Origin of the sequence: Thermophilibacter provencensis (assembly GCF_900128445.1) — a bacterium.
In the GTDB taxonomy this organism is placed as follows: Bacteria; Actinomycetota; Coriobacteriia; order Coriobacteriales; family Atopobiaceae; genus Thermophilibacter; species Thermophilibacter provencensis.
Map to the genome: position 1 here is coordinate 877,547 of NZ_LT671417.1, position 16,959 is coordinate 894,505.

19 protein-coding genes are annotated in these 16,959 nt (G+C 74.5%); 13 read left to right on the forward strand and 6 right to left on the reverse strand.

What is annotated here, in order from left to right; all coding sequences use genetic code 11:
- The first annotated feature begins 589 nt into the window (after positions 1-589).
- The 10 genes from BQ7391_RS03960 to BQ7391_RS04005 all read left to right on the forward strand — a co-directional run bounded on the left by BQ7391_RS03960 (position 590) and on the right by BQ7391_RS04005 (position 8,797).
- Entirely contained in the window at positions 590-1,240 is a 651-nt protein-coding gene (locus BQ7391_RS03960; protein ID WP_075279395.1) for a hypothetical protein, read from the forward strand.
- Positions 1,241-1,591: 351 nt separating this feature from the next.
- Positions 1,592-2,014: a hypothetical protein gene (locus BQ7391_RS03965; RefSeq protein WP_075279396.1), complete on the forward strand. Its 423-nt coding sequence runs from the start codon at positions 1,592-1,594 to the stop codon at positions 2,012-2,014.
- Positions 2,015-2,023: 9 nt separating this feature from the next.
- A complete protein-coding gene (locus BQ7391_RS03970; RefSeq protein ID WP_083662081.1) occupies positions 2,024-3,274 on the forward strand; it encodes a relaxase/mobilization nuclease domain-containing protein in 1,251 nt (416 codons plus the stop codon).
- Entirely contained in the window at positions 3,259-3,759 is a 501-nt protein-coding gene (locus tag BQ7391_RS03975; protein ID WP_075279397.1) for a hypothetical protein, read from the forward strand. Before BQ7391_RS03970 ends, BQ7391_RS03975 begins: the two co-directional genes overlap by 16 nt.
- Before the next feature lie 198 nt (positions 3,760-3,957).
- On the forward strand, positions 3,958-4,686 hold the full coding sequence (locus BQ7391_RS03980; protein WP_075279398.1) for a lantibiotic protection ABC transporter ATP-binding protein: 729 nt from the start codon (positions 3,958-3,960) through the stop codon (positions 4,684-4,686).
- On the forward strand, positions 4,683-5,453 hold the full coding sequence (locus BQ7391_RS03985; RefSeq protein ID WP_075279399.1) for an ABC-2 family transporter permease: 771 nt from the start codon (positions 4,683-4,685) through the stop codon (positions 5,451-5,453). The genes BQ7391_RS03980 and BQ7391_RS03985 overlap by 4 nt, the downstream gene beginning before the upstream one ends.
- Before the next feature lie 5 nt (positions 5,454-5,458).
- A complete protein-coding gene (locus BQ7391_RS03990; protein WP_075280867.1) occupies positions 5,459-6,268 on the forward strand; it encodes an ABC-2 family transporter permease in 810 nt (269 codons plus the stop codon).
- Entirely contained in the window at positions 6,261-6,665 is a 405-nt protein-coding gene (locus BQ7391_RS03995) for a hypothetical protein (RefSeq protein ID WP_075279400.1), read from the forward strand. Before BQ7391_RS03990 ends, BQ7391_RS03995 begins: the two co-directional genes overlap by 8 nt.
- 45 nt (positions 6,666-6,710) lie before the next feature.
- Positions 6,711-7,373 carry a response regulator transcription factor gene (locus BQ7391_RS04000; protein WP_075279401.1) on the forward strand — a complete coding sequence of 221 codons (663 nt, stop codon included), beginning with the start codon at positions 6,711-6,713 and terminating at the stop codon, positions 7,371-7,373.
- A complete protein-coding gene (locus BQ7391_RS04005; protein WP_129583908.1) occupies positions 7,361-8,797 on the forward strand; it encodes a sensor histidine kinase in 1,437 nt (478 codons plus the stop codon). Before BQ7391_RS04000 ends, BQ7391_RS04005 begins: the two co-directional genes overlap by 13 nt.
- A gap of 4 nt (positions 8,798-8,801) precedes the next feature.
- On the opposite strand, the gene BQ7391_RS04010 is transcribed toward BQ7391_RS04005, so the two are convergent.
- The 6 genes from BQ7391_RS04010 to BQ7391_RS04035 all read right to left on the reverse strand — a co-directional run bounded on the left by BQ7391_RS04010 (position 8,802) and on the right by BQ7391_RS04035 (position 14,586).
- On the reverse strand, positions 8,802-9,455 hold the full coding sequence (locus tag BQ7391_RS04010) for a class I SAM-dependent methyltransferase (RefSeq protein WP_200799575.1): 654 nt from the start codon (positions 9,453-9,455) through the stop codon (positions 8,802-8,804).
- A 75-nt stretch (positions 9,456-9,530) separates the two neighbouring features.
- A complete protein-coding gene (locus BQ7391_RS04015) occupies positions 9,531-10,121 on the reverse strand; it encodes a TetR/AcrR family transcriptional regulator (RefSeq protein ID WP_075279403.1) in 591 nt (196 codons plus the stop codon).
- Between the two features lie 172 nt (positions 10,122-10,293).
- Positions 10,294-10,965: an ABC transporter ATP-binding protein gene (locus BQ7391_RS04020; protein WP_075279404.1), complete on the reverse strand. Its 672-nt coding sequence runs from the start codon at positions 10,963-10,965 to the stop codon at positions 10,294-10,296.
- An 11-nt stretch (positions 10,966-10,976) separates the two neighbouring features.
- Entirely contained in the window at positions 10,977-12,446 is a 1,470-nt protein-coding gene (locus BQ7391_RS04025) for an FtsX-like permease family protein (protein ID WP_075279405.1), read from the reverse strand.
- 90 nt (positions 12,447-12,536) lie between these two features.
- The gene (locus BQ7391_RS04030) at positions 12,537-13,910 is read right to left on the reverse strand and encodes a sensor histidine kinase (RefSeq protein WP_075279406.1); all 1,374 of its coding nucleotides are present in this window, start codon (positions 13,908-13,910) and stop codon (positions 12,537-12,539) included.
- Entirely contained in the window at positions 13,891-14,586 is a 696-nt protein-coding gene (locus BQ7391_RS04035; RefSeq protein ID WP_075279407.1) for a response regulator transcription factor, read from the reverse strand. Before BQ7391_RS04035 ends, BQ7391_RS04030 begins: the two co-directional genes overlap by 20 nt.
- Positions 14,587-14,875: 289 nt before the next feature.
- Between BQ7391_RS04035 and BQ7391_RS04040 the strand changes: the two genes are divergently transcribed.
- The 3 genes from BQ7391_RS04040 to BQ7391_RS04050 are packed head-to-tail and all read left to right on the forward strand — an operon-like array spanning position 14,876 to position 16,908.
- Positions 14,876-15,244, forward strand: coding sequence for a GntR family transcriptional regulator (locus BQ7391_RS04040; RefSeq protein ID WP_075279408.1), 369 nt, complete (start codon positions 14,876-14,878; stop codon positions 15,242-15,244).
- Between the two features lie 36 nt (positions 15,245-15,280).
- On the forward strand, positions 15,281-16,183 hold the full coding sequence (locus tag BQ7391_RS04045; RefSeq protein WP_075280869.1) for an ABC transporter ATP-binding protein: 903 nt from the start codon (positions 15,281-15,283) through the stop codon (positions 16,181-16,183).
- Positions 16,183-16,908 carry an ABC-2 transporter permease gene (locus BQ7391_RS04050; protein WP_075279409.1) on the forward strand — a complete coding sequence of 242 codons (726 nt, stop codon included), beginning with the start codon at positions 16,183-16,185 and terminating at the stop codon, positions 16,906-16,908. Before BQ7391_RS04045 ends, BQ7391_RS04050 begins: the two co-directional genes overlap by 1 nt.
- The last annotated feature ends 51 nt before the right edge of the window (positions 16,909-16,959 follow it).

The following is a 16,959-nucleotide window of genomic DNA, read 5'->3' on the forward strand; positions in this document are numbered from 1 at the left end:
CGCCTCGACCGAGTCCCGCCCGCCGTTCCAGTGGAGGTAGACGCCTAGGTCGCGCTTCCTCGTGGTGATGACCGCCCTGTTTCCCATCTCTCGTCCCTTCTCTCGGGTTCGCGCCGGCCGAACGCAAGCGCGCTTGCCTTCGGCTTGCCTGCCGCGTGCCCGGCGCCGAGGGCGGGTCAACGAGCTGCGGGAAGGCCCCCGGCCGGTCCCTGCACCGATGCCGCGCAGCGGGATCTGTGGAGGGATCCTGCGGCGACATTGACGCGGGCGAGGCGCCGGGCACAGCCCCGCGACGCCTGAGCGGGCGTGGCCGTGCGGGGCGGGGGTTCAGGGGGACCGGTCCCCCTGAACCCCCGCCCCGCACGGCCACGCCCGCTCAGGCGTCGCGGGGCTGTGCCCGGCGCCTCGCCCGCGTCAATGTCGCCGCAGGATCCCTCCACAGATCCCGCTGCGCGGCATCGGTGCAGGGACCGGCCGGGGGCCTTCCCGCAGCTCGTTGACCCGCCCTCGGCGCCGGGCACGCGGCAGGCAAGCCGAAGGCAAGCGCGCTTGCGTTCGGCCGGCGCGAACCCGAGAGAAGGGACGAGAGATGGGAAACAGGGCGGTCATCACCACGAGGAAGCGCGACCTAGGCGTCTACCTCCACTGGAACGGCGGGCGGGACTCGGTCGAGGCGTTCCTCGAGTACTGCCGGCTGCGCGGCTTCCGCGCCCCCGAGACCGACGACTACGGCTGGGCGAGGCTCTGCCAGGTGGTCTGCAACTACATGGGCGGCGAGGGCCTGAGCGTCGGCGTGTGGCCCTACACCACCGACGAGGCGGCGCTCTCCGCGGGCGACGACAACGGCGTCTACGTGACCGAGGGCTGGCGCGTCGTCGGGCGCGTCCTCCCGTGGGAGGGCTTCGAGGAGCAGCGGGAGTACGACCTCGAAGGGATGCTGCGCGAGATTGACCGGGCGCAGCCCGAGGAGCAGAGGCTCGGGGCCTACCTCGACGCCGAGGAGGTGCCCGTCGGCGAGGTGCGCCCCGGCGACACCGTGTTCGTGCGCGAGGTCGGCGGGTCGCTCCGCCCCTACCCGGTCGTGGGCCTCGGGGACGAGGGCCGCGTGGTGAACGGCGTCAGCGTCGGGGGCGTCCCCTACGTCGCGCGCTACTGGAACGGCGGGTGGCAGGAGAACTGCAACAACTTCCTGAGGGAGGAGACGGTCCGGCGCGTGCGCGACCCGTGGCGCAGCGCGTAGGGGTCGAGGGGGGCGGCGGGCGGGCCCGCCGCCCCTGACATCCCGTCAGGTACCGCGCCGGGGCGGCGCGAAGTACGCTGGGTTCGCGCGCACGGGGCGTGCGCGCGAAGGCGCCCCGGGCCCCGGGAGAGGGCCCGGGGCGCCCAGACCAGCAAGTAGCCTGCTCCGTGCGCACGGCGCCCGGAGCAGCGCGCCGCGGCGCCCGGCGGGCGCCCCCCCCCGGCCCGATTCCGATGGCCGCGGATCGGGATCGGGCCGGGGCACGGCGGCGATGGCTTCGCGATCGCCGCCGCGCTCGCGGCGCGCAGCGGGGGAGCCCCCGCGCCCCTGGGGCGGAGAGGGAGGGAGCCCATGGAGAGGTACCCCGAGCGCCTGTACGTCAGGCTCGCGAGGGAGGACAAGGAGCGCGCGCAGGAGGTCGCCGGGGCGATGGGGCTGAGCCTGTCGGACCTCGTCCGCCTCATGGTGCGCCTCGCCGCGGCGGACCCGGGGCTCGCCGCGCGCTCGGCCTCGGAGGGCGGGCCGATCGTGCTGGACACCGCGACGTGCCTGCGCATCGCGCGGGAGCTCAGGCGCTGGGGCTACCACTACAACCAGGGCGTCCACGCGCTCAACTCCGTCGCGTTCCACCTGCGGCACGGCTCGCGCGACTACGGCGACATGGCCGAGGCCCTGCGCGACGCCCGCGCGGAGCTCTCCGCGGTGAACGGGGCCGCCGGGGGCCTCTGCCGCGAGATGGCGTCGCTCACCGGGCGCGCCGCGCTCTTCCTCTAGGGGGCGGCCGTGGCGAACCTCAAGGCGATCGCCGGCCACACCTCGGCGCGCGGCGTCATGCGCTACCTCGAGCGGGGCGGGCGCGCGCTCGCCCGCGACTTCCTGAACCTCGCCCCGCCCGTCGCGGGCGAGGGCCCCGGCGGCCTGCCCGAGCACGGCCCCTACGACTGGGCCGCCGCCATGGACGCCACGCGCGCGGCGGCGGGCAACGACCTGCCCTGGCGCGGGCGCGCGGCGAGGACCTGGAAGCACTACGTGATTTCGCCCGACCCCCGCAACGGCGTGTCGCTCGACGAGCTCAGGGAGCTCGCGACGGCGTGGGCCCGGCGCTGGTTCCCCGACTGCGAGGTGGCCGTCGTCTACCACGACGACAACGCCGGGCGCATACCCCACGCGCACGTCGTCGTGAACAACACCGTCCTCTCGACGGGCAGGCGCCTCCAGGTGCCCGACCCCCTCGAGCTCAACCGCTCGCTGCAGCGCATGGAGGCGGAGCGGGGCTTCGCCCACCGCTACTCCAACGAGCGCGCGGGGTCGGGGCGCGGGAGGCCGCGCACGGCGCAGCGCGTCCACGTCAGGCGCGCCGAGCGCGAGATAGCCGCCAGGGGCGGGCGCTCCTGGGTGGCCGACATCCGCGGCAGGGTGGAGGCGGCGCGCGCCGTGTCGCGCCGCGAGGGGGAGTTCCGCTCGGCCCTCGCCGCCATGGGGGTCGAGCTCTCGGACGCCTCGCCGCGCGGCGGCAGGCGCGACTGGGTGTACTCGCTCGCCGGGACGCCCTCGCGCAGGGTCCGCGGCGAGGGGCTCGGGCTCGAGTACGGCCGCGCCGCAATAGAGGCCCGCTGGGCGGGGTCGGCCCCGCCCGCTCTGCCCCGCGAGGAGGTGGAGCGAGTCGCGCGCTCCGCGCTGGAGGTCGGGGACCTCGCCGAGCTCGACGAGCTCGCCCGGGCCGTGGGCGCGCTGGAGCGCTACCGCGTCCGCGGCGCGGCCGACCTGGAGCGGCGGGCCGGGGCGCTGGAGGCCCGCGGGGACGCCGCGGGCGCGGCGGCCCTGAGGGGTGCGCGCGAGCTCTTCGAGCGCAAGGGGGTGGCCCTCCCGGAGGCCGCGCCGCGGCCCCCGCGGCAGACCGCACCCTGCCGGGGCCCCGCGGGGCGCGGCGGGCGGGCCGGCGCGGTGCCCGGCGGCGGGCGCGACGCGGGCGCGCGCGGGCGCGCGGAGAGAGGAGAGAGGGGCGAGAGGGGGAGCCGATGGTCGTCGAGGTGAGCTACGCCGACGGGCGCGAGGACGTCTTCGACCTCGAGCGGCTCTGCGAGGGGCGCGGCCAGCCGCTCGCCACGGAGTACCGCCTGAGGTTCGACCGCATGGAGAGCGACGGGCTCTGGGTCGAGGCGAACAGCTACGGCCCGGGCGAGGGAGGGGTCGCCGAGCGCAGGCGCGGCTGGCGGCTCATGCTCGCCTCGCCGGAGGAGGTCCGCTCGATAGAGTCCGTGAGCAGGGACGGCAGGCTCAGGTACTGGCGCCTCGGCGGCTCGCTCGTCGACGACCGGCGGCTGTCCGCCGCCGAGCAGCGCCTCTACGAGGGCGACCCCGGGGCCTGCCTCCTGCGGCGGGCGCTGTGGCTCGACGGCGCGGTGTCGCGCGCGAGGCCCGACCTCGGCGCGGAGGAGGCGTGCGCGCTCTACGGGTTCACGCTCGCGGCGCGCGAGGAGGCCGCCGAGGCGGTCTCGGCGGCCGGGGAGGGGGCGTGAGCGATGAGGGTCCTCATGAGGGCGGTCAGGTGGCTGTTCCGCGCGGTGTTCCGCTGGATGTGAGCCCCGGCGCCAAAAGAGCCCAACGGCCGTTACGGCTTCGTTAGAAACGCGCCCCACCATGGATGGCGAACCCGAAGGGACGGCGCGCGGGCACGGCGACTCGGACCGCGCGCCCGGAAGAGAAGGGACGAACCCATGGGCTACATGCTCGAGACGCGTGGGCTCACCAAGCGCTTCGGCCGCGGCGACCAGGCGCAGGAGGCCGTGGCGGACGTGAGCCTCCACATCCGCGAGGGCGAGGTGTACGGGCTGCTCGGCCCCAACGGCGCCGGCAAGTCGACCACGCTCAAGATGATCTGCGGGATGCTGCGGCCGACCGCCGGAGAGATCCTCTTCGCCGGGCACCCCTGGCGCCGCGAGGACCTCTACGCCATCGGCAGCCTCATCGAGGAGGCGCCGCTCTACCCCAACCTCACCGCGCGAGAGAACCTGCGCGTGCGCACCACGCTGCTGGGACTGCCCGAGTCCCGCATCGACGAGGTGCTGGAGGCCGTGGACCTCGCGGACACCGGGAGGAAGCGCGCCGGGCGCTTCTCGATGGGCATGAGGCAGCGCCTGGGGCTCGCGCTGGCGCTGCTCGCCCGGCCGCGCCTGCTCGTGCTCGACGAGCCCACCAACGGCCTCGACCCCATCGGCATCGAGGAGCTGCGCGACCAGGTCCGCGGCTTCGCGGCGGCGGGCACCACCGTGCTCGTCTCGAGCCACATCCTGTCCGAGGTGCAGCAGATGGCGGACACGGTCGGCATCATCTACCGGGGGCGCCTCGCCTACGAGGACGCGCTGCGCCCGGGCGAGGACCTCGAGGAGCTCTTCATGGGCGTCTGCCGGGAGGGGCGGCGCGCACGCGGGGAGGTGGCGGCATGACGGGCGAGAAGACCGGCCTGATCGCGGGCCTGCGCGCCGAGGCGCTGAAGTCGCGCCACGCGGCGCCGGTTCGCCTGGCCGTGCTCATGGCGCTGCCGATGCCCCTGCTCGGCGCGATGCCCTACCGGGGCGCGCAGTCCTTCAGCGCGTGGAACTACTGGTACGCGCTCTTCCTGCCCGTGGCGCTCTCGCTCGTGGTGGCGTGCGTGGCGCAGGCCGACGCGCGAACGCGGATGCGGGGGCTGCTGGGGCTGGGCGTGCCGCTCGGGCGGACCTGGTGGGCCAAGGCGCTCTGGTGCCTGGGGCTTCTCGCCCTCTCCAACCTGGTGGTCTTTGGCATCTACCTCGCGGGGTCCGCGTTCTCCGCGCAGGGCGTCACGGCGGCCGGCACGCTCACGATGCTCTGCTGCGCGCTCGTCAACACGGTGACCGCGGCGTGGATGGTCCCCGCGGGGCTCTGGCTCACGGCGCGCCTCGGCATGCTCGCGGGCATCTTCGTCCCGCTCGCCGCGCAGCTCGTGGGCGGGTTCGCCTGGTCGGTGATACCGCTGCCGCAGCTCTTCCCGCCGTCGGCGAGCATGGTCATCCCCACGAGCTTCATCCCCGTGCTGCCGAGCGGCGAGCCGCTCGCGGCGGACGTGGCGCTCGGCGGGGCGCTCGCGGCGGACAGCATGCTCACGCTGGCGGGCCTTGCGGTCTGCGCGCTCGCGTTCGCCGCGCTCACGGCGGCGGGCGCGGCCTGGTTCGCGCGCTCCGAGGAGAGGTGATCGGCATGGCACGATTCACCGAGGCGGCGCCGCGCATGACGCTCCCGCGGGCCCTGCGCTCCGAGGCCCTGCGTCTGGCGCGCTCCCCGCTCGCGGCGGTGCACCTCGCCTGCGGCCTTGCCGCCGGCCTCGCCTGCGGCGAGTACTTCTCCGTCGCCCGATGGGACCCGGCGCTGGGCGCGGACGCCTACGCCCAGTTCCTCGGCGCCCTCATGCCCCTCATGTCCGCCATCGTCTGCGGGCTCGCCGTGGACGAGGAGCGCGCCGCCGGGCGCCTCGCCAACCTCACGGCGGTCCCGTCGCGCGGGCGCGCCGTCGCGGCGAAGCTGCTCGCCCTCGCGGCGCTCGGCGCGGGCGCGCTCGCCGTGGCGCTCGGCGTGTTCGGGGCCGTGCTCGCCGCCGCCGGGCGCCTGCCGCTCGGGCCCGCCCCGCTCGCGGCCGCCTGGGCGGGCATCGCGCTGGGCAGCCTGCCCCTCTACGCGCTCGGGCTCGGCGCGGCCCTGCGCCTCGGCCGCAACGCCGCGATCGGCGCCGGCGCGGCGGGGACGCTCCTCGCGTTCTTCTCGGTGGGAGGGCTCGCGCACGGCCTCATGACCGGCGAGCTCACCGGCGCCCTGGCGACGCCCCTGAGCTGGGTGCCGCTCGCCTGGCCCGCGCGCCTGGGGTCGCTCGGGGTGGAGGCCTTCATCGACGCCGCGCGCGCGGCGGGCCCGCTCCTCGAGACCGCGCTCGCCGGCCTCGCGCTCGCCCTGGCGGCCGCCGCCGTCCTTCTCGCCTGGTTCCGCCGCTTCGAGGACGGGAGGGCAGATGCGTAGGAAGCCGCTCGCCGCCGCCGTGCTCGCCCTCCTCGCCGCGGCGCTCGTCCTGGGCGGGAACGCCCTGCTCGACGCCGGCTGGGGGCCCGCCCTGCGCTCGGTCGCCGACCGCGTGCTGCCCAACCCGGAGGTCGCCATGTGGGCGCCCGCGCCCGAGCCCGGCAGCCACGCGAGCTCCTACGCCGACGCCACCGGGGCGGGGGCGAACTACGTCTACCTGGTGGACGCGGCGGACGCCGAGGGCAACGTCCGCGAGCTCCAGCTCATCTTCTTCGGGCGGGAGTCGGGCGGCGGGGGCTGGCTCGAGATCGAGGCGCGCGGCGGCTCGGGCGTGCGCTACCGCGCGTGCGACGCGGACGAGGCGCCCGCGGCCGCGCGCCAGGCGCTGGGCCGCTGAGCGCGGCGCTGGTACAATTCCGACTGGAACATCGGGAGGTCGAACATGGCGAGGATACTGGCGGTGGACGACGAGCGCGCGATCCTCGACGCGCTCGCGCGCGTGCTCGGCCGCGACGGCCACGAGGTCGTCAGGGCCGCGGACCCGACGGCGGTCCCGGGGACGGACCTCTCGCGCTTCGACCTCGTGCTCTGCGACGTCATGATGCCGGGGCTCGACGGCTTCGAGCTCGTGCGGAGGATCCGCCCGGACTTCGACGGGCCCATCATCTTCCTGACCGCGCGCGTGGCGGAGGAGGACGCCGTGGCCGGCTACGGGCTGGGGGCCGACGACTACGTCCGCAAACCCTTCGGGGCCGCTGAGCTGCGCGCCAAGGTGGCGGCGCACCTGCGCCGGGAGCGCAGGCCGCGCTCGCACGCCCTCTCCTTCGGGGAGGTGCGGCTCGACCTCGGGGCGCGCGAGCTCGCCGTGGGCGGCGAGGCCGTGCCGCTCACGCCCACCGAGTACGCCATCTGCGAGCACCTCGCCCGCCACCCGGGGCAGGTCATGAGCCGCGCGCAGATCCGCGAGGCGGTGCTCGGCTGGGACAGCGACGCCGACGACGCGGCCATATCCATGCAGGTCAGCCGCGCCCGGAGGAAGCTCTCGGAGGCCGGCGCCGACCCGATCGCGACCGTCTGGGGGATGGGGTACAAGTGGCAGCTCTGAGGACCGGAGCGCGGGGGCGCGGGGGCATGCCGCTCTCCTTCGTCATAGCGCGCTACTTCGCCTACGCGTTCGCGGCGGTCGCCGCGGCGTGGCTCGCCTCGTTCATGGCGCTCTCCGCGGCGATCAACATGGGATGGGTTTACGAGGCAAGCTGGGGGCCGGCCAACGCGCGCGGGGTCGCGGCCCTGCTGGCCGCAGGGGAAGGCCTCGGGCCGGAGGACATACCCACGGCCTACCGCTACGCCGTCGTGGACGAGAGCGGGGAGGTGAGCGAGACGGACCTCGAGGGCGCACGGCTTGACCGAGCCCGGCAGGAGGCGGGCGCGGTCCTCGACGCCGCGCCCGGCGCCGTCGAGATCACGGGCGGGGGCTCGGGCCTCACCTACGCCGCGTTCCCGCTCGAGGGCGGCGGGGCCTGCGCGCTCGTCAGCGAGTACCTGCCGCAGTGGGTCTCGCGCGACCTCGCCGGCCTGCTCCCAAACCCGCAGAACCTCATGCTCGCCGGCGCCGCGGCGGGAAGCGCGCTCGCGCTCGCGCTCGTGGCGCGCCGCGCGAGCCGCGTGATCTCGCGCAAGATGGCGCCGCTCACGGAGGCGGCGGGGCGCGTCGGCGCGGGGGAGCTCGGCTTCGCGGTCGGCAGCACCAACGTGCGCGAGGTGAACGACGTCCTCGCCGCGATGGACGCCATGCGGGCCTCCCTCGCCGAGTCGCTCGAGGCCCGCTGGGCCGCGGAGCGCGAGCAGCGCGAGCAGGTGGCGTCGCTCGCCCACGACCTCAAGACGCCGCTCACCGTGCTGCGCGCCAACGCAGACTTCGTGGCGGAGGAGCTGGGGGACGAGGGGGACGCCGACCTCGCGGCCGCCGCGCGCGACATCTCGGACGGCGCCGAGAGGCTCGACGGCTACGTGCGCCTGCTCATCGAGGCCTCGCGCGGGTCCGGCGGGGCGGATAGGGCCCCCGTGCGGCCGGCCGAGCTCTGCGAGCAGGTCGTCGCCGAGGCCGCGCAGGTCGCCCGGGCGCGCGGCGTGGCGCTCGACGCGGCCACGGGCCCCGCCGTCGCGGGCGCGCCCGAGGCCCCGCTCGACCGAGCCGCCCTGGCGCGGGCCGCCGCGAACCTCGTGGCCAACGCCGCCGAGCACGCCCGCTCGCGCGTGTCGGTCTCCTGCGACGTCGCGGGCGGGAGCCTCGTCATCGAGGTCGCCGACGACGGCCCGGGCTTCTCTCCCGCCGCCCTCGAGCGCGGCTGCGAGCGCCTCTTCACGGACGACTCCTCCCGCTCCTCGCGCGACGGGGGCCGCCACTACGGGCTCGGCCTCCACGCCGCCTCCGAGGCCGCGCGCGCCAACGGCGGCGCCGTCTCGCTCGCCAACAGCCCCTCGGGCGGTGCGGTGGCCACCATCACGATCCCCCTGGACGGGTCCTGACGGCTCAGGCACCCTTGCGCGCGACGACGACGCAGGCAGTCTGGCCCACGCGGCGCCAGGACACGTCGCTGAACCAGGTGCCGAGGATGCGGCGCATCTCGGCCTCGGAGTAGATGCGGACGTCGCCCTCCTTCGAGTGGGGCATCCACGCGTTCATGATCGCGCGGGCGGGCGCCGGCTGCCACGCGTCGCCGACGACGAGCGCGCCTCCGGGCGCGAGCACGCGCCACGCCTGGAAGGCCGCGCGCTCGGGGTCCGGGTAGTGGTGGAAGGAGTCGTTGCACCAGGCGGCGTCGAACGAGCCGTCGCGGAGGGGCAGGCGCTCGGCGTCGCAGAGGAGGACCTCGGCCCGCCCGCCCAGGCGCGCGCGGGCCGCCTCGGCCATCCTCGGCGACAGGTCCACGCAGCTGAGGCGCGCTCTCGGGATCTCGCCAAGCACCAGCTCGGCGAGGGCGCCCGTGCCGCAGCCCAGGTCGAGCAGGCGCGGGGCGGGGTTGCCCGCCACGGCGCGCGCCACCTCCGCGAGCACGTGCGGGTAGAGGCGCCTCGCGTGCCCGCCCTCCATCCCGGTGTCGTAGGTCGGCGCCTGCGCGTCGAAGGCCGCGCGGGAGCGCGAGCGCAGCAGCTCGGCGCTCTCCTCGTCCATCCTGTTGTCCATCTGCTCTCCTTTCTGTTGAGCATTGTTCAATACAATCGGCCGAAAAGAGCCCCGGCCGCAGCCGGGGCGGGATCCCTAGTCTGCGCCGCCCCCCAAGCGGAACTCGGCGAGCAGCGCGCGGAGGTAGCGGCGTGCGGCGGCGGTCGCATCCCCGTCCGGCATGCCCGGGCCCGAGGCGAGGCCCACCGCGCCGTAGGTCATGATCGCGGCGAGCTCGTCGGCGTCGGGCGCCGACGCGCCGCGCGAGGCGGCGTCGGCCTCGAGCGCGGCGCGCAGGTGCGGCCGCACCGCCTCGCACATGGCGAGCGAGAGCCGGTCGTGCAGGGCGCCGTGGCCCTCGGCGTGGAAGTACGCCTCGTGCGGGAAGGAAGCGTGGCCCGCCGCGAGGGAGACGGCGCGGTCGAGCCTCTCGTCCAGCGAGGGGCCCTCCTCATCCAGGACGGCGTTTATCCCCTCGGCGCAGCGGCGGGCGTAGTCCCCGATGGCCTCGGCGAACATCCTCTCCTTGGAGTCGAAGTAGTGGTAGGCGAGCCCCGGCGCCACGCCTGCGGCGCGCGCCACGGCCCGCACGGACACGTTGTCGTAGCCCTCCTCGGCGAAGAGCCTCATCGCGCACGCCAGCAGCTCGCGCCTGCGCTCCTCGGGGTCCATCACGGTTCTGGTCACGGCTGACACCTCCTCGGGATGGATGGTACACCTCAATTGAACATTGGTCAACACTGAGGCGTGCGCGGCGGGCCGCCCGTGGGGACTGTCTTTTGGGCGGCCCGCCCGGGGAGGCGCCGCGCGGGCGCCCCTCCGGGCGGGGGCTCCCCGCGGGAAGCCTCTCGCCCGGCCGCTACCGCTCGCGGACGAGCCTGCCGCGCTTGAGGCGGAGCACCCGGTCCGCCCGGCGGGCGAGGTCGCGCGAATGCGTGACCGCGACCACGCAGCGGCCCTCCTCGTGGGCGGCCCGCACGAGCAGGTCCGCGATCTCTTCCGCGGTGTCCTCGTCGAGGCTGCCCGTCGGCTCGTCGCACAGCAGCGCCCGCGCGTCGCTGCCCAGGGCCCGGGCGATGGCCACGCGCTGCTGCTGGCCGCCCGAGAGCGCGAGCACGCTGCGCCGCGCGTCCTCGGCGGAGATGCCCACCTTAGCAAGCAGCGGCAGCGCGGGCAGGCGCGTGGCGAGCGCCACGTTCTCCGCCGGCGTCAGGTAGTCGACGAGGTTGTAGCCCTGGAACACGAAGGCGACGTTCTCGCGGCGGTGCCGGGCGAGGTCGCCCCGCCCGAGCGGCGCGCCGGCGGCCGCGACCTCGCCGGACACGGGCACGTCGAGTCCGCCCAGGAGCGAGAGCAGCGTGGACTTGCCGCAGCCGGACGGCCCCACGACCGCGTACATCACCCCCTCCTCGAACGAGGCGCTGACGCCGTTGAGGATCTTGAGCCGCGGGCGCGAGGCGTAGGCGTAGGTCACGTCGCGCAGCTCGAGCGCGGGGGCGCCGCTCCCGCGGGCCTCAGGGTTCTTCTCCATGGTCTTCCTCCCTAGCTGAGCGTTGACAGGATCTCGCGGGGCCCCATGCGCCGGAGCGGCAGGCTCGCGAGCAGCACCGCGGCGGCCGAGACCGCGAGCCCCACGCCGAAGAGCGCCGCGACGGACGCCGGCCCCACCTCGACCTCGATGTCGGTGAACGAGGCGCCGTCGACCTCGAAGGTCGGCGCGAAGGGGTCGCCCGAGACGGTGGACACGCCGTCGGCGGTGCTGACGCCGCCGTCTCCGCCGCCCGTCTGGACGCTCTCGGACGCCGAGCCGAGCAGGGCGTCCCCCATCGTGCGCGCCGCGAGCGAGCTCGCCGGCACGGCGAGGGCGAAGGCGACCGCCGCGACGAGCAGCACCTCGCAGAGGTACTGGCCCACCACCGAGGCGCGGCTGAGCCCGAGCGAGAGCAGCACGCCGCTCTCGTGCAGGCGGTCGCGCACGCGCCCGGAGAGCACGAGGTAGAGGACCACGGCCCCCACGGCCACCGACGCCGCCGCGAGCGCGGTCACGAGGCGGTCCATGTTCTCGAGCGGGGCGCTCACGGCGTCCACGTCGGAGGTGTCGGCCGAGACGCGGTAGCCCTTGCCCGCGAGGGCGTCGAGCCCCTCCACCTCGCCTGCGATGCGGTCCAGCTCGGCGGGGTCGTCCACCTGGAAGGTCACGCGGTCGTATCCCTGCTCGGCGGTGCCCTCGCGGGCGTGGTCGAGCGTCTCGATGGTGCCGAAGATGGCGTTGTCCATCGACCAGCTGGCGAGGTCGGCCTGGGACTTGGCCGTGGGCTCGAAGACGCCGGCCACCTTGACCTGCGTGCGGGTGTCCTCCACGTCGATGCCCGCCATCTGCGCGTGGACGGTCGCGCGGCGCACGCTGAACTCGTCGCCGACGGCAAGCCCGTTCTTCTCGGCGAACTCCCGGCTCACGAGCACGCCGTCACCGGAGCCCTCGGTGACGGGCTCGCCCTCGACGAGGCGCAGGTAGCCGTTGGCGAAGTAGGAGTCGAAGGCGCTGTCGCTCACGGCGTAGAACTGCACCGTGCGGCCGAAGTCGTCGCCCGCGTAGGCGGCCGCGAGCGAGGAGTCGCCGTCGGCGCCCTCGACGAGCTCGAGCGCCGCCGAGCCGTCCGTCGTCTCGGGGATGAGGACGTTGGACACGCTGCCGGAGCCGCCGCGCACGCCGTCCACGCCCTCCACGACGTCGCGCACGAAGTCGGCCGTGAGCGGCTCGCCCTGGAACGTGATCTGCGAGCCCGTGCCCACGCTCGAGCTGCCCCAGTTGGACATGTTGGAGGAGTCTGGCTGCACGGTGAACGTGCCGCCGAGCGCCTGGCGGACGTTCAGCTGCGCCGTCTGGGCGGCACCTCGGACAGACCAGCTCGTGAGCGCGAGGACCGCGACCACGAAGAGTAGGGCAAGCAGCGTGAGCGTCTTGCCACGCTTGCGCGCGAGGTAGAGCAGCGCGCGTCTGGGAAACGACATGGTGCCACCTTTCCGTCGGGTTCGGCGGCCGGGGCCGCCCGTGCGACCCCGATGGTGGCGCGCGCCCGTTCGCGCGCGGTCCTCGTTCGGTTAGTCTTCCGTTCGCGCGGGCGCCGCGAGGCCGGAGAGGTCGGCCTCGAAGACGAAGGCCCCTCCCTCGCAGGAGACCGAGAGCGGCGCCCCCAGGCGGTCGAGGGCCTGCGCTGCGAGGTGAAGCCCCAGGCCGGAGCCGCCGCCGTCGCGCGAGCGCGAGGCGTCTGGGCGGAAGAAGGGCTCGGTGAGCCGGGCCGCGACCTCGGGCGGCAGCGGCTCGCAGCGGTTCTCCACGCGCAGGCGGCCGCCCCCGAGCGAGACGGTCGCGCGGGTGCCGGGCGTGGCGTGGCGCGCGGCGTTGGAGACGGCGTTGGAGACGGCCCGCTCGAGCTGCGCGCGCTCGGCCACCACCGGGCAGGGCGCCCCGGGGAGCAGCGCGAGCTCCACGCCGTGCGACGCGGCGAGCTCCCGCGACGCCGACACCGCCGAGGCCGCGACCTCGCGGGCGTCGAGGGCCTCGGGCGCCGCCGCGGGAGCGGACTCGGCCCGCGCCGCCGCGAGCATCTCGCGCACGAGGGCGTCCATGCGGTCGAGCGCCGCGAGCGCCCGGGGCAGGTGGGCGCCGTGGTCGGCGAAGTCGCCGATGCCGAGCATCATGCCCTCCACCTGAACCCGCGCGGCGGCGAGCGGGGTCTTGAGCTCGTGGGAGGCCGCGGCGAGGAAGTCGCGGCGCTCCCGTTCCCGTGCGCGAGCCGCGTCGGCCTCGGCGCGCAGGCGCTCGTTGGCCCCCCGGAGCTCGCCGATGGTGCGCCCGAGCCTCGCCGCCATGGCGTTGAGGCTCCGCGCGAGCACGCCCACCTCGTCTGCGCGCCGCTCGTCGCAAGACCACGTCATGTCGAGGCGCGACAGGCGCTCGGAGACGTCCGCGATCTCGACGACGGGGCGCGCCACGAGGCGGGCGCAGACCCATGCGCCCGCGGCGGAGACCGCGAGGATGAGGGCGGCGGCCGGCGGGAAGAGGCGCAGGAACGCGTCGCCGATGATTCCGAGCGCACCCGATGAGTCGGTGATGGTGAGGAGCTCGCTCGACCCGTCGGCCAGCTCGACGGCAACGGACACGGTGTAGGCGGAGCCCTCCGAAGCCCCCTCCCCGGCGGCCGCGGTGCCGGGCTCCCCGGAGAGCGTCACCGCCGCGCCGTTCTCAGCGGCGAAGCGCTCGACGATGCCCGCCGCCTCCCCGGCGTCCGCCTCGGAGAGCTCGGCGGCGAGCGCCGCGGCGGCCTCCTCGGCGCGGGCTGCGGAGAGGGCGCGGTAGCCGCCCGGCAGCGCGAGCGCGACGGCGACGTAGAGGGCAAGGCACCCGACGGCGAGGAGCGCCGCCGTGAGCAGGAACACCTTCGCGGAGAGGCTGCTAGCGATCGCGCGGCACACGGTAGCCCACCCCCCTCACGGTCTCGACGACGTCGGCCCCGAGCTTGCGGCGGATGTTCATGACGTGGAGCTTCACGGCCGACTCGCCGGCGGTGGGGTCGGCGGGGTCGGCCTGCCCGCCCGCGGAGGCGAGCTCGGCGCGGGAGAGCACCCTACCCGGCCGCGACATGAGGGCGAGCAGGACGTCGAACTCGGTCCTGGTGAGCCCGACGGGGACCCCGCCCCGCGATAGTTCGCGCGAGGCGGGGTCGAGCACCACGTCGCGCCACGCCAGGGCGGCGTCCGCGGGCGCAGGCCGCGCTGAGGAGCGCCTGAGCAGCGCGCGGGCGCGCTCGAGCACCACGGGCAGCGAGAAGGGCTTGGACACGAAGTCGTCGGCGAGCAGGCGGAAGGCGCGCAGCTGGTCGTCCTCGCCGTCAAGGGCGGTGATGACCATGACGGGGACGTCGGAGGAGGACCTGATCGCCTCGCAGAGCGTGAAGCCGTCGATCCTGGGCATCATCACGTCCAGCATGACGAGGTCGAAGGGCACGCTCCGAAGGGCCTCCTGGAACGCGCGGAGGCCCGCGAGCCCGTCCGCCTCCCCGCGTGCCTCGTAGCCCGCGTGCGCGAGCAGCTGCACGAGCGCGTCCAGCACGTCGGGCTCGTCCTCGACCACGAGCACCCTCTCCGCCATGGCCGCCACCCCTTTCTCATCAGACCCCGCTGCAACCATACCGCGCGGGCGTTAGCTTACGGTTAGCTTCCCAGCTGAGGGCCGTCCCGGAGTCGCGATTCAAAAAAGTCGGAAATTACCCTTGCACTGTGTATAGGTGAGTATATACTGTAGCTATCGGGTATATACGGTATATACCCGACGGGGCGGCGCGAAGACGTCCGCCGCCGCCTCGCGCCGCCAAGGGGGACGCCCCGCGGCGGCAACCCCCCGAGGGGACGCCCGAGGGGCGAGCAGGAAGGATCGGAACTTGGACATCATCATCTCGAACTCGAGCGGCAAGCCCATCTACGAGCAGATCACGGACCAGATCAAGGCCGCGATCGTCAAGGGCGAGCTGGCCGAGGGCGAGCAGCTCCCCTCGATCAGGGCGCTGGCCAACAGCCTGCGCGTGAGCGCCATCACCACCAAGCGCGCCTACGCGGACCTGGAGGCAACGGGACTCATCGAGACGGTGCAGGGCAAGGGGAGCTTCGTCTCCGGCGGGAACGCCGAGCTCATCCGCGAGGAGCAGATGAGGGAGGTCGAAGGCCTCATGGCGAGGGCGGTCGAGAAGGGCCGCTCGGTCGGCCTCACCGACGACGAGCTCACCGAGATGCTCGCCCTAGTACTGGAGTAGCGCCCGCGTGGGCGCGCAAGAAGGGACGTGAACATCATGACCAAAGGCTCGAGCGCGGCTCTCATCGAGGCCCGCGGGCTCACCAAGCACTACGACGGCTTCTCCCTCGAGGGGGTGGATCTCGTCGTGAACGAGGGCGAGGTGGTGGGGTTCGTCGGCCAGAACGGCGCCGGCAAGTCAACCACCATTAAGGCGCTCCTCGGCCTCATCCGGGTCGACGGCGGCGAGGGGAGCGTCCTCGGCACCCCGAGCGACGAGCTCACCCGCGCGTCAGGCGCGGCGACGAAGGAGCGCGTAGGCGTCGTCTTCGACACCGTCTCGCTGCCCGGGCACCTCAGGGTGGCAGACGTCGGGCGCATCTACGCGAGCGCCTTCGCCTCCTGGGACGCGCACCGCTTCTCGCAGCTCACCCGCGACCTCGGGCTCGACCCCAAGAAGGCCGTGAAGGACCTCTCGCGCGGCATGGGCATGAAGCTCAGCCTCGCCTGCGCGCTCGCGCACGACCCGCAGGTCCTCATCCTCGACGAGGCCACCGCGGGGCTCGACCCGATGGCGCGCGACGAGGCGCTCGAGCGTCTGCGCGACTTCGTGTCCCAGCCGGGGCACGCCATCCTCATGAGCAGCCATATCACGAGCGACCTCGAGCGCATCGCGGACCGCGTCGTCTGCATCGACGCCGGCCGCATCGTCTTCGACCTCGAGAAGGACGCCATAACCGACTCGGCTGGCGTCGCCCGGTGCCGCGTGGCCGACCTCGAGAGGATCGCCTCCTCCGGCATGGTCCCCGACTCCGAGCTCCGCTACCTGCGCCACGACTACGGCATCGACCTGCTCGTGCCCGACCGCTTCGCCTTTGCCGAGAACTTCCCCGACATCCCCTGCGACCGCATGACCATCGACGACTACATGGCTCTCACCCTGAAGGGCGGTGTCCGATAATGAAGCGCGCATATCTCATCGAGCTCACCATCTTTCGCGACTACGGCAGGCAGCTTCTGGCCCTCGGATTTCTCGTGGCGGTGCTCGTGGGCTGCGGGATGCAGACCGTGCTCGCCGCCCCCTCGATCATCACCTGCATGTTCTTCATGATGGGCGCCATGGGCGCCGCCGCATACGACGAGCAGAACGACTGGGGGCGCTTCCGCCTCACCCTCCCGCTCTCCCGCCGCGACGTGGTGCTCGGCCGCTACGGCGCCATCGTGACGCTGGGCCTGGGAGGCATGGCGGTGGGCCTGCTCGCCGCGCTCGCAATCGGCGCCGCGGCCTCCGCCGTCGAGCTCCCCGGGGAGCTCTCCCAGGCGCTCGCCCTTGACGCCGACATGCTCTCCGCGATGGCTTTCGCCACGACGTTCTGCCTGCTCATCGGCGCCGTCGTCGCCTCCGTCGTGACGCCGATCTACTTCCGCCTCGGCCAGACCAAGGCCACCCAGCTCCTGCCCACGATCATCGTCATGATCTTCGTGCTGCCCGTGGTCTTCCTCGGCAACAGCGGGCTTCTCGACGGGGCGCTTCCGGGCCTCGAGCAGATCTCGGCGTTCCTCGCCTACATCGAGACCCCCGAGGGCCTGGCCGTGGGCTGCGCGGGCATGGTGGCGGCCGCCGTCGCAATCCTCGCCGCGTCCGCCGCGATCTCCCTCAAGCTCTACGAGACGCGAGAGCTCTAGGGCGCGGGCAGGGACGAGCAGAGCGGGGCGCTGCGAGGGCCTTCCCCTGGC

What these genes read in the sequence shown, in the direction of transcription:
- BQ7391_RS03960 (WP_075279395.1), top strand. Translation starts at nt 590, where the DNA reads ATGGGAAACAGGGCGGTCATCACCACGAGGAAGCGCGACCTAGGCGTC.
- BQ7391_RS03965 (WP_075279396.1), top strand. Translation starts at nt 1,592, where the DNA reads ATGGAGAGGTACCCCGAGCGCCTGTACGTCAGGCTCGCGAGGGAGGAC.
- BQ7391_RS03975 (WP_075279397.1), top strand. Translation starts at nt 3,259, where the DNA reads ATGGTCGTCGAGGTGAGCTACGCCGACGGGCGCGAGGACGTCTTCGAC.
- BQ7391_RS03980 (WP_075279398.1), top strand. Translation starts at nt 3,958, where the DNA reads ATGGGCTACATGCTCGAGACGCGTGGGCTCACCAAGCGCTTCGGCCGC.
- BQ7391_RS03985 (WP_075279399.1), top strand. Translation starts at nt 4,683, where the DNA reads ATGACGGGCGAGAAGACCGGCCTGATCGCGGGCCTGCGCGCCGAGGCG.
- BQ7391_RS03990 (WP_075280867.1), top strand. Translation starts at nt 5,459, where the DNA reads ATGGCACGATTCACCGAGGCGGCGCCGCGCATGACGCTCCCGCGGGCC.
- BQ7391_RS03995 (WP_075279400.1), top strand. Translation starts at nt 6,261, where the DNA reads ATGCGTAGGAAGCCGCTCGCCGCCGCCGTGCTCGCCCTCCTCGCCGCG.
- BQ7391_RS04000 (WP_075279401.1), top strand. Translation starts at nt 6,711, where the DNA reads ATGGCGAGGATACTGGCGGTGGACGACGAGCGCGCGATCCTCGACGCG.
- BQ7391_RS04010 (WP_200799575.1), bottom strand. Translation starts at nt 9,455, where the DNA reads ATGGACAACAGGATGGACGAGGAGAGCGCCGAGCTGCTGCGCTCGCGC.
- BQ7391_RS04020 (WP_075279404.1), bottom strand. Translation starts at nt 10,965, where the DNA reads ATGGAGAAGAACCCTGAGGCCCGCGGGAGCGGCGCCCCCGCGCTCGAG.
- BQ7391_RS04025 (WP_075279405.1), bottom strand. Translation starts at nt 12,446, where the DNA reads ATGTCGTTTCCCAGACGCGCGCTGCTCTACCTCGCGCGCAAGCGTGGC.
- BQ7391_RS04035 (WP_075279407.1), bottom strand. Translation starts at nt 14,586, where the DNA reads ATGGCGGAGAGGGTGCTCGTGGTCGAGGACGAGCCCGACGTGCTGGAC.
- BQ7391_RS04045 (WP_075280869.1), top strand. Translation starts at nt 15,281, where the DNA reads ATGACCAAAGGCTCGAGCGCGGCTCTCATCGAGGCCCGCGGGCTCACC.
- BQ7391_RS04050 (WP_075279409.1), top strand. Translation starts at nt 16,183, where the DNA reads ATGAAGCGCGCATATCTCATCGAGCTCACCATCTTTCGCGACTACGGC.